Origin of the sequence: Pseudoalteromonas sp. MIP2626, from assembly GCF_013414205.1 — a bacterium.
Lineage (GTDB): Bacteria > Pseudomonadota > Gammaproteobacteria > Enterobacterales > Alteromonadaceae > Pseudoalteromonas > Pseudoalteromonas nigrifaciens.
Genome location: NZ_JAATTW010000024.1, coordinates 41,247 through 52,401, shown reverse-complemented (window position 1 = coordinate 52,401; position 11,155 = coordinate 41,247). Strand labels below are relative to the sequence as shown.

Below are 11,155 nucleotides of genomic sequence, written 5' to 3'. Positions count from 1 at the left end.
TTTGGCGAGAAAATGGCCGAATTATAACAGCTGGCCATCTAATCTGAGAAATTGCACTTATTATCCGAATTTAGGAAAATATTAATTTTATTTCAGCTTTTTATGAGCAACGTCCTTTTCAAAGCCTTGTTATTCCCAAGGGCAATTTTAAAGTTGAGTTAAAAACAACAAATGGAGCAGCTCGTTGGATCAACTACGTGCAATTAGGTATTTTAGTAAAGTAGTCGAAACTGGCAGCTTTACCAAAGCAGCCAGTACTTTTAACGTGCCGCCGTCGTCGTTATCAAGGCGCGTTGCAGATTTAGAAAAAAGCTTAGGCGCTACGCTGTTAAAGCGCTCAACCCGACTCGTTAAATTAACAGAAGTAGGGCAAATTTATTATAACGATATACAGCAAATTTTGAGTCAACTAGAGCAAAGTAATGAAACCGTACGCAGTTATCAAACAACGCCAATGGGGCGTTTACGTATTAGCTCTATGGTGGGGTTTGGTGAGCAAATATTATTACCTTTGTTAGATGAATTTAGCGCCTTATACCCTGAAATAGTGCTGGATGTTAGTTTAACTGATCAGCTATCGACACTCGGACGCGACGATGTTGATATTGCTATTCGCGGTGGTTACGCACCCAATGAGCGAGTACTAGCAATAAGGTTAATGGACAATGGTTTTATTCCGGTGGCATCACCTTGTTATTTAAAAAAACACGGAACACCTAACAATGCGATGGAACTAAAGCAGCATAATGGCCTTTATTTTAAAGCGCCAACGGGGCCAACGCCTTGGTTATGTAATATGGACGGCCAATGGCATGATGTATCTGGCCCTGCTGTGGCTATTTCTAATAGCGGATCGTGGCTAGCAAAAAAAGCGTGCAACGGTGAAGGTATTTTAATGTCGACTCGGTGGGCGTTAGCCCCTTATATTGACTCAGGTAAGTTGCAACAACTTCACTTTGAACATGAGTTAGCTATAACTCAAAATGCTAATATGGCTGTGTATTTGTTGTATCAAAAACAGCGCTACTTAGTACCTAAAGTAAAAGCGGCAGTAGACTTTTTAGTGCAAAAAATAAAGACAGAAAATGAACAATAAACACAAAGTAACAGATTCCCTAGGCTGATTAATTTACAACTGTGTGGCTTGTTAAACAAAACTAACCGCAGGTTACTTTCGTTTTTTGCTTATGCAAACTGTAAACCCCCATTACAGTTTGCACAAAAGCCACAAATTAACACTGCATTTTACGCTATAGGCACTGTGCTAATAAAAGGATTAAGCTTAACTTTTAACGTGTTTAAAAAACACCTTAAAGCGAGTGTTCGCGTTTGAGGTTACCACTATGTTGCCCCCATTTGCTGTAACTAGCGCTTTTACTATCGCAAGCCCTAAACCCGCGCCGTTGCCTTGTCGCTGCCTTGATTTATCGGCTCGATAAAATCGGTCAAATAAATAGGGTAAATGCTCTGCTGCTATTTTTTCGCCTGGGTTGGTAACCGCAATACACACTTGATCATTTCCAGTGCGCTCACTACTAATAGTTATCGATTCGCCTGCTGGGGTATACCTAATCGCATTTGATAATAAATTAGATAGCAACTGCCTAAAGTGTAATTGTTCACAATAAAACTCAACATTACTACCTTGTTTAATAAAGGTAATATTGGCATCTTCTGCTACCGCATCAAAATATTCTAGTAACGCGTCTATTTCTTCATCACTTTGTAATACTTGTTGTTGTGCTTTTATCAGTCCATTTTGAGTTTTTGCCAACCACAGCATATCACTAACCATTTTTGTTAGTCGCTCTAGTTCTTCAAGGTTTGAAAACAACAGTTCTTGGTATTGCACAAGGTCGCGCTGTTTTGTTAAGCCAACTTGTGTTTGAGTAATAATATTAGTAAGCGGGGTACGCAGTTCGTGGGCTATATCGGTAGAAAAATTTGATAAACGCATAAACTCATCTTGTAATCTATCCAGCATGGCATTAAATGAATGCACCATATTCACCAGCTCAATTGGCACTTTACTTTCATCTAACCTAACATCCATTTTATGGGTTTGAATGTCATATATTTTTTTGCTTAAGCCACGCAGTGGATTTAACCCCTGATGTACCGCAAACCAAGCAACGAGTAAAATGAGCACAGCTGAGCCAAACATAATCACCCATAGGCTTTGTTTAAATTGGCGCAAAAAATGTTTATAAAAACTCATATCAATGGCGGCGGTAATTTTATAATGCTGTTGCTGCACGTTAAAGTCGCTAACTAATGCGCGATAGGTATGATCATTGGCTTGCCAATGCACTATGTTATCGCGATTAAAACCAAGCGCCGATGGCGCACTCATAATCTGCTTAGTAAAATCGCGACCTGAACTTTGGTAAATTAAGGCTCCTTGCTGGCTATTTACTTGATAATAAACACCATGGTGCCCTGCCACAGCTTTAGATAATGCCTGCCCTAAAGGTTCACTTGAGCTATGCTGCTGGGCTAAAACAGCTGCAACTGACTGGCTAATAACCTTTAACTCGCCACTGTCTTGCTCAATAAAGTGATGCTCAATGGAGGAGTTAATTAATGACGCGACTAAGGTTAAACAGGCTATTACAGTAACAGCAATAAACAATACCACCCGCATGGTCAACGACATTGGTCGAGCGTTAATTTTGGGCATTTTCGACCTCTAATTTATAGCCCATACCGCGCACTGTATGAATAAGTTTAATACTATACTCATCGTCAACCTTGCCCCGCAGGCGTCTAATCGCAACATCTATTACATTGGTATCACTTTCAAAGTTCATATCCCATACTTGCGACGCTATAAGTGAGCGAGATAGCACTTCGCCTTCTCGGCGCAGTAGTAGCTCTAATAAGCTAAACTCTTTATTACTGAGCAAAATACGCTTGCCTGCTCGCTGTATTTTACGCTTTGGTATATCCATTTCTAAGTCTGCAATTGTGAGTATGTCGGCCACTTTTTGCACGCCACCACGGCGAATAAGCGTACGTACGCGGGCAAGTACTTCTGAAAAAGCAAACGGTTTTATTAAGTAATCATCTGCGCCAAGTTCAAGCCCTTTGACTCTGTCATCAACACTATCGCGAGCCGATAAAAATAATACTGGCGTGTCGTTTTTGGCTTCTCGTACCGACTCTAAAATTCGCCAGCCAGATACATCGGGCAACATTATATCTAATATAATCACATCAAATAATTCGGTCATTGCTAAATGGTGACCGTCAAGGCCATTGCGCGCCAAACAAACCTGAAAGCCGGCTTCGGTTAAGCCCTGTTTTAAGTAATCACCGGTTTTAATCTCGTCTTCAACGATTAGTATGCGCATATAATTCCTTTGTTACTTTTATTATAATTTTAGTTATCACTTAAACAGCACTATGCCATATGCGCTACAACAGCAACATGACATTAAGATTACAACTTTGTAATGTTCGCGTCATGTCGATGTCAGGTTTAAATATTATACTCAATGCATATTTTGCTATTCAGGTGTAATAAAATGGGTTTTAAAAAGTCATTGCAGCACATTTCAAAGCCACGTAGGCGTTTTGTTCAAGGATTAATTGCAGGCGGTGTGCTGGCAGCTTTTCCAACTGTTTTACATGCAGCATCATCTTTAGCGGCTTCAACATTAACAGGTACTGTGCCTGAGTTGAGCGGTAAAGTTATTGACCTGGTTATTGATGAGTCCCCGGTAAACTTTACCGGTGTAGTGCGTATGGCAACCACCATTAATGGCTCTATTCCCGCGCCAACATTACGCCTTAAAGAAGGTGACGATGTGACCATTCGCGTTACCAACAATTTAGCGGTACCTAGCTCTATTCACTGGCACGGAATTATTTTACCGTATCAAATGGATGGTGTACCGGGCATTAGCTTTAAAGGCATTATGCCTGGCGAAACGTTTGTTTATAAATTTAAGTTACAACAAAGCGGTACTTATTGGTATCACTCACACAGTGGCTTTCAAGAAATGACCGGTATGTATGGGGCGTTAATTATTGAGCCTCGTGAGCAAGATGTTATCAGCGCAGATAATGAACATATTATTCAACTCTCTGATTGGACTGATGATGATCCTATGGAGTTATTCCGTAAATTAAAAATTCAGGGGGATGTGTTTAACTTTAATCAGCCCACTGTACCTGAGTTTTTTGATGACATAGCAACAAGCGGCGTTGCTAATGCACTTCAACGACGTGAAATGTGGAACCAGATGCGAATGAGTCCAACCGATTTAGCTGATTTATCGGCTTCGGCAATGACCTATTTAATGAATGGTACTGCGCCAATGGCTAATTGGCGTGGGCTGTTTAAAGCGGGCGAAAAAGTACGTTTAAGATTTATTAATGGCTCAAGTAACACCTTTTTTGATGTACGTATCCCAGAGTTAAAATTAACTGTGGTACAAGCAGATGGACAAAATGTTGAACCCGTTACCGTAGATGAGTTTCGCTTTGGTCCAGGTGAAACCTACGATGTGGTTGTTGAGCCTAAAAATGACGCATACACAATTTTTGCACAAAGCATGGACCGCTCAGGTTATGCCAAAGGGACTTTGTCTGTCGCTGCTAATATTGATGCGCCAGTGCCTGCACTTGACCCAGTTGAGTGGTTAGCAATGCGGGATATGATGGGCAATATGGATCACTCTGCTATGCCTGGAATGGATCACAGCGCTATGGGCCACGCTAGCATGGACAAAACCAGTATGGATCAGGGGGCAATGGATCATAGCACAATGGACCACGGTGCAATGGCAATGGACCATAGTAAGCATAATATGGGTAAAAACCCACTGGCTGTTCCAAGTCAGAAAGTTCGCCACGCTAAAACAGAATATGGCGCCTCAGTTGATATGCGCGTTGATACGCCACGCACAAACTTAGACGATCCTGGTATTGGGCTGCGCAATAACGGCCGTCGAGTTTTAACACTTGCAGATTTACGCTCTCTTGATGGCATAGTTGACCACCAAGCACCCGAAGCCGAAATTGAGCTGCATTTAACCGGCAACATGGAACGCTACAGCTGGTCTTTTGATGGCTTAGAGTTTGGTAAAAGTACCCCTGTGCATATGAAGCATAATCAGCGGGTACGAGTTATTTTACAAAACGATACCATGATGACACACCCTATGCATTTACATGGTATGTGGAGCGACTTGGAGAACGATCAAGGTGATGTGTTAGTTCGCCGCCACACCATAATGGTACAGCCCGCCCAAAGAATTAGCTTTTTAACTACGCCACATGATGTTGGTCGTTGGGCTTGGCATTGTCATTTACTGTTTCATATGGATGCAGGTATGTTTAGAGAGGTGGTTGTATCATGAAAAATTTAACCTTATCAACGGTACTTACTAGTGCACTATTAATTAGCGCACCGTTATTGAGCCTGCATGTGTTTGCTCAAACTGAAATGGGCGACATGTCTGGCGATATGGCGGGCGATAAAATGCAGCCGCAAGGCGGCAATGCCCCTAAAAATGCTCGCGATCCACACGCTTATGCTAATGGCACAACCTTAACGCAAGGGCCATATGCTTTAGCTAATGGCGAGCGCTTAACCCTTGCGGATGAGCATAAGTTTTACGCTATTTTAGGTGATCGCCTTGAGTATAACGAACAAGCCGATGCTGCTGTTTTCGATTTACAAGCTTGGTACGGCACCACCTTTAATCGATTAGTGATAAAAACCGAGGGCGATGTTAGTGATGGCAAGCTTGAAGAAAATCAAACTGATATTTTATGGGGCCATGCAATTTCGGCTTATTGGGATACGCAAGTCGGTATTCGCTACGATTATTATAAAGAAGGCAAAAACCGTCAATGGTTAGCGTTTGGTATTCAAGGCTTAGCACCTTATTGGTTTGAGCTTGATATGACAGCGTATGTAGGTGAGAGCGGCAATACAGCATTTACAGCAGAAGCTGAATATGAGCTGCTTTTAACACAAAGGCTCATTATACAGCCTCGTGCTGAAATAACATTTTATGGTAAAGACGATGAACAAAATGAGCTAGGCAGTGGGCTATCTAGTACTGCTATTGGCGTTAGGGTTCGTTATGAATTTACTCGCCAATTTGCACCTTATGTAGGTGTAGAGTGGACTAATAAATTTGGTACCACAGCAGATTACGCCAAGCTAAACGAGCAAAGCAGCAACGATACTGAGTTTGTTGCCGGTATAAAATTTTGGTTTTAATATTTAAAAATAAGAGGTAATTATGAAATTTATAACTATTGCGGCAATTTTAGGCTTAGCTGTAAGCTTTTCGGCATCAGCTCATATTTCGCTAAAGCAATCAACACCACAAAATAGTGCGATGCTAATGCAAAGTCCAGAGCAACTTACGTTAACGTTTAGCGGCGAAGTACAACTTGCCAAAGTACTCTTAAGTGATGCTGCAAACAAGCAAGTAGATTTTAACTTTAAACCCAGTGCAAAAGCTAATAGCAACTTTAGCTGGCCTTTACCCAAGCTTGAACAAGGTAATTACACAGTTAAATGGATAGCGCTTGGTGGCGATGGCCATAAAATGTCAGGCAATTTTGACTTTATGCTGCACGCCAGCGACACACATTCTAAAATGAAAAACATGGCGGCTAGCCATAAACAACATAATCATTAGGTAGTCATATAATGCAATTAAGTGATTGGTCAGTGCTGTTACTATTATTAAAAATAGTAAGCTATTTAGCTATTGCAGCCCTTGCGGGCTGCTTGCTAATGCGCTTACTTAATAATGAGAGTACAACGCCAGATACACAATTAAGCTGTTTTAATCGGTATTTAAAGCGCTGGCAAATCACCCTTGTTATGGTGGGCTTTATTGGTGCAATATTACAAATACCAATTGAAGCGGGGGCCATGGCTGAATCTGGTTTTGCTGGCATGATAGACCCCTTCATGCTGGATATAATTTGGCAATCAGTAATTGGTGAGCAGGTAAGTATGAGAGTGCCTGCATTTATAATTGCCTTGTTTGCGGTGTGCACTTGGCGCCCCCATTCAAACTCAGCTAACGTGGCTAATTTTGTTATTACACTATTAGCACTTATTATCCTTACCTATAGCTTTACCTTAACCGGCCATAGCGCCGAAAAAGGCCTATTAATTAAAAGTATATTAACACTGCATTTAATTGCCATTGCTAGTTGGATTGGCTCACTATGGCCTCTTTATAAAAGTTGCCAACTGCTATCGTTAAATACGATAAAGCATTTAATGGAACGCTTTGGACAGCTAGCAATTATTATCATAGCGGTACTGCTCATATCTGGTATAACCTTATTATGGCAATACTTAAATTCATTTTCTGTATTATTTACTTCAAATTATGGCCAGCTAATAATGTTAAAACTGTTGTTAGTGAGTGCTATGTTACTACTGGGTGCTTGGCATAAACTACGTTTAGTTCCGCAAATTACACAGCAACATCATGTTGTTACTTTAAAGCGTTCTATTACTGTTGAAATGGTTATTGCCGTGTGTGTATTACTAACCACCAGTGTATTTACCACGCTCGTTGGGCCGCCCGTATAATTTATCTTATAAAGAGAAAAACATGTTAATAAAACACCCTAAATTTGGATTGATCTCAGCGCTGTTACTTACTGCAACAAGCTCTTTTACTGTAAACGCGCATGGTGATGAAGAGCACGCAAAAAAATCAGCTTTATTTGTTAATGTAAGCAGTGCTGCAGCAAAAGTTGTTAGCTCGTTTCATACTGCGCTTAAGCAAGGCGATAAAGTAACTGCTCGACAATTACTAGCCGATGATGTGATTATTTTTGAAGGTGGCGGCGTTGAGCGCTCAGCCGATGAATACGCTAACCACCACATGTTAGCTGACATGAAATACCTAAGTGCAATTAACAGCGACCTATTAGAGCACCAAGTGTTTATTAATGGTGATATGGCTTACTCGGTATCAAGAAGTAAAAGCCATGGCAACTATAAAGGTAAAGAAATAAGCGCCACAGGTATGGAGTCAATCACCTTAAAAAATACCGATTCAGGCTGGAAAATAACTCATATTCATTGGTCAAATTAAGGCGTTAATTATGCGTATAATTAAAATCACCTCAAGCGTGCTTTTAGCACTAGCACTGCCTCTTATGGGGGCGTGCTCTGAGCAATCACCGCAAGTACATAAAGCAACTAGCTCAGCCGATAGTCCCAAAAAACAGGAGTTAAAGCTTACTGTTTATAAAGATAAAAACTGTGGCTGTTGCAAAGGCTGGATTGAGCATATAAATCAAAGCGACATTAATACAAAAGCCATTGATGCAGACGATATGGGGTTAATAAAATCGCAATATCAAATAAAGCCTAACCAGCGCTCATGTCATACAGCTGTGTCGGCCAACGGTTTTGTGTTTGAAGGCCACGTACCGGCTAAATTTATTAAACAATTTTTATCAGAAAAACACCCAGCGCATATTATCGGTTTAACCGTACCCGCAATGCCACTAGGCACACCAGGTATGGAAATGGGTGATGCATTTCATAAATACAACATTGAATTTATTACCACAAACACCACCACAGGTGTGTACAAGCACATTAGTCAATACGACGAGCAGTTTTAACTGTTGTGGCATAGTTTGTGAAACTGTTTAGTACCTATAAAGAACTGTAAACCCCCATTACAGTTTGCACAAAAAAGCCACAATTAAAAATTGTGCCTTTTTTAGTTTTTAATAATTAATTAGACATTATTTTAGTAAGTTTTTCTCAAAAAATTCGGCCATCATAGTGTGGTAATGCAAAGCCGTTCCTTTGCCTTCTTTTAGGCTGTGTGAACGATTAGGATAAGCAAAAAACTCAAATTGTTTATTATGCTTAACAAGCTCGTCAATTAAACGCTCAGACCCCTGATAGTGTACGTTATCGTCGCCAGTACCGTGGATCAGTAATAATTTGCCGCTAAGGTTTTTAGCAAAACTAATTGGCGAGGTATTATCATAGCTTTGTGGGTCGGTGTTTGGGTTACCCGAATAACGCTCTTGATAAATAGTGTCATATAAACGTATATCGGGCACAGGTGCTGAAGCAATACCTACTTTAAATTTATCTCCGTGACGAAATAATAAATTAAGTGTAGAGCTGCCGCCGCCAGAGTGTCCCCATACGCCAACCCGCTCTGTGTCTATTACAGCCCAGCGTTTAGCCATCGCGTCGAGCGCGTCAACTTGGTCTTGCACTGTAATTGAGCCTATTTTTTTATAAATAGATTTGCGCCAATCTCGGCCTTTTGGTGCGCGTGTACCGCGGTTATCAACTGATGCAACAATAAAGCCTTTTTGAGTTAATAACGATTTGTATAAATAGCTATTACCTTCAAAGCGATCTTGTACGGTTGATCCCCAAGGTTCGCCATAAACATAAAATACGATTGGGTACTTTTTATTTAGATCCATATCCGCAGGAAACATAATATAACCATCAAGCTCGGTGCCATCACGCGCGGCTACTTTAAAAAACTCATGGTTTGGTAAACTTTGCTCTGCTAATTTTTGTTTCAGCTCGCTGTTTTCGACCAAGGTTTTTACATTACTGTGATCGCTCACCTTAATAATTTGCTTAACGGCCGGCTGATTAAATTTAGAATAGGTGTGCATGGCCCAAGAAGCATCCTTTGACACGTAGTAACTGTTGGAGCCGTTAAACTGCTCAGGTGTTACTCGTACTGGTTTACTGCTGCCATCTATTGCTGTGCGATACAAATAGCGCTGAGCTGCATCATCTGGTGATGCACTAAAATACAATACGTTTTTGTCTTCGTTGATTGCAAGCATATCAACAATGTCGTAATCGCCAGGGGTTAGGTCGATAATTTTTTTGCCATCGCGCGATATGCGATATAAATGACGCCAGCCGTCGCGTTCGCTGTGCCAAATAAAAAACTCACCACTTTTTGACCAATTAGCACTATAAAACCATTCTATAAACGCATCGTCTTTTTCTGCCAGTATTTTAGTTAGCTGCTGCTTTTGCCAATTAAATAACCATAAATTATTATGGTTTTGTGGGCGGTTTAAGTCTTGGATAAGTAACGACTCACCATCGCCTGCCCAGCTAATGCGTGGTATGTAACGATCGCGGTTATCGCCCTCAAGTTTAGCCCACCGGGTTTGCTTGTCACTCAGGCTCACTACGCCTACGCGTACAGCTGAGTTAGTTTCGCCCGCTTTAGGGTATGGAAATTCAGTAAGGCTAGGGTAGAGCGCTTTGGTGTTGTTGATCATGGTAAAGTATTTAACGCCGCTAGTATCGAGCTGCCAATACGCGATTGATTTATTATCTGGGCTCCAACTAAAGCCATCACGAATAGAAAACTCTTCTTCGTATACCCAATCGAAATTACCATTAACTGTGGTAGCGCTGCCATCGGTTGTTAATGCGCTAACGGTATTGCTGCCAACTGCTTGCATATAAATATTATTATCGCGCACATACGCTACTTTTGAGCTGTCGGGGGAGAACTTAGCAAACATAAGCTTTTTGGGCTCAGGGTTTTCGCCGCCCAACTGCGAGAGTTTATTCGTATTTAAGTTAAGTAACCAAAAATCCCCTCGGCTGCGCGAACGCCATACTTGCTCACTGTTGGTAAATACCATGAGCCACTGGCCATCTTTAGAAAATTGATAACTCTCAATTGCAAACGCTTCATCTGCGCCCTCTGGCAGTAACTTTTCAAAAGCAACCAGTACTTTTCGCCCTGTGCCATCGGCGTTGTAAAATACAATGTCGTTGCCTTTTACACCGTGCTCTTTCTCGTCGTCAGCTTTAACGCCTACTTTTTTATCGGCTTCACGTTGCTCAAGTACTGTGTAGCCAGTGCCATCGTCTAACCATTTAAAGTAAGTACTACGCTGTGCTTTAAAGTATTTATCTTTATAAATTTGCTCAAGAGTAAGCGGGTTACTAATAGGTGTAACTGCATTACCTGTTGTTGATGGTGATGTATTTGATGTCATAGAACACCCTTGTATGGTTATACCCGCCAGAATGGCAACTAACAGTGCTGAGGTTTTAATTATTTTCATCGTGTTTCCTAGGGGGGGGTTATTAAATAAATACTGACCCCGCTACTTTAGCAAATAAGCAAAATAG

General features: G+C 41.1%; 10 protein-coding genes. 7 read left to right on the top strand and 3 right to left on the bottom strand.

What is annotated here, in order from left to right; genetic code table 11:
* The first annotated feature begins 184 nt into the window (after positions 1–184).
* Positions 185–1,096, top strand: coding sequence for a LysR family transcriptional regulator (locus HC000_RS11385; RefSeq protein ID WP_011329657.1), 912 nt, complete (start codon positions 185–187; stop codon positions 1,094–1,096).
* A gap of 186 nt (positions 1,097–1,282) precedes the next feature.
* On the opposite strand, the gene HC000_RS11380 is transcribed toward HC000_RS11385, so the two are convergent.
* Entirely contained in the window at positions 1,283–2,680 is a 1,398-nt protein-coding gene (locus tag HC000_RS11380; RefSeq protein WP_257025503.1) for a heavy metal sensor histidine kinase, read from the bottom strand.
* Entirely contained in the window at positions 2,667–3,353 is a 687-nt protein-coding gene (locus HC000_RS11375; protein WP_011329655.1) for a heavy metal response regulator transcription factor, read from the bottom strand. The genes HC000_RS11380 and HC000_RS11375 overlap by 14 nt, the downstream gene beginning before the upstream one ends.
* Before the next feature lie 174 nt (positions 3,354–3,527).
* On the opposite strand from HC000_RS11375, the gene HC000_RS11370 reads away from it, so the two are divergent.
* From HC000_RS11370 to HC000_RS11345, 6 genes are read left to right on the top strand one after another with little or no spacing between them, the layout of a single operon-like run.
* Positions 3,528–5,366 (top strand): copper resistance system multicopper oxidase, encoded by a 1,839-nt coding sequence (locus HC000_RS11370; RefSeq protein ID WP_011329654.1) that lies wholly within the window; start codon positions 3,528–3,530, stop codon positions 5,364–5,366.
* The gene (locus tag HC000_RS11365; RefSeq protein ID WP_179807676.1) at positions 5,363–6,238 is read left to right on the top strand and encodes a copper resistance protein B; all 876 of its coding nucleotides are present in this window, start codon (positions 5,363–5,365) and stop codon (positions 6,236–6,238) included. Before HC000_RS11370 ends, HC000_RS11365 begins: the two co-directional genes overlap by 4 nt.
* A gap of 22 nt (positions 6,239–6,260) precedes the next feature.
* Positions 6,261–6,665 carry a copper resistance CopC family protein gene (locus HC000_RS11360; protein ID WP_179807675.1) on the top strand — a complete coding sequence of 135 codons (405 nt, stop codon included), beginning with the start codon at positions 6,261–6,263 and terminating at the stop codon, positions 6,663–6,665.
* An 11-nt stretch (positions 6,666–6,676) separates the two neighbouring features.
* The gene (locus tag HC000_RS11355; RefSeq protein ID WP_179807674.1) at positions 6,677–7,579 is read left to right on the top strand and encodes a CopD family protein; all 903 of its coding nucleotides are present in this window, start codon (positions 6,677–6,679) and stop codon (positions 7,577–7,579) included.
* Positions 7,580–7,601: 22 nt separating this feature from the next.
* Positions 7,602–8,090, top strand: a complete 489-nt coding sequence (locus tag HC000_RS11350) for a nuclear transport factor 2 family protein (RefSeq protein WP_011329650.1) — start codon at positions 7,602–7,604, stop codon at positions 8,088–8,090.
* 10 nt (positions 8,091–8,100) lie between these two features.
* On the top strand, positions 8,101–8,628 hold the full coding sequence (locus HC000_RS11345) for a DUF411 domain-containing protein (protein ID WP_089368997.1): 528 nt from the start codon (positions 8,101–8,103) through the stop codon (positions 8,626–8,628).
* A gap of 126 nt (positions 8,629–8,754) precedes the next feature.
* Here the strand turns inward: HC000_RS11345 and HC000_RS11340 are convergent, their stop codons facing one another.
* Positions 8,755–11,088 (bottom strand): S9 family peptidase, encoded by a 2,334-nt coding sequence (locus HC000_RS11340; RefSeq protein WP_179807673.1) that lies wholly within the window; start codon positions 11,086–11,088, stop codon positions 8,755–8,757.
* Positions 11,089–11,155: the final 67 nt, after the last annotated feature.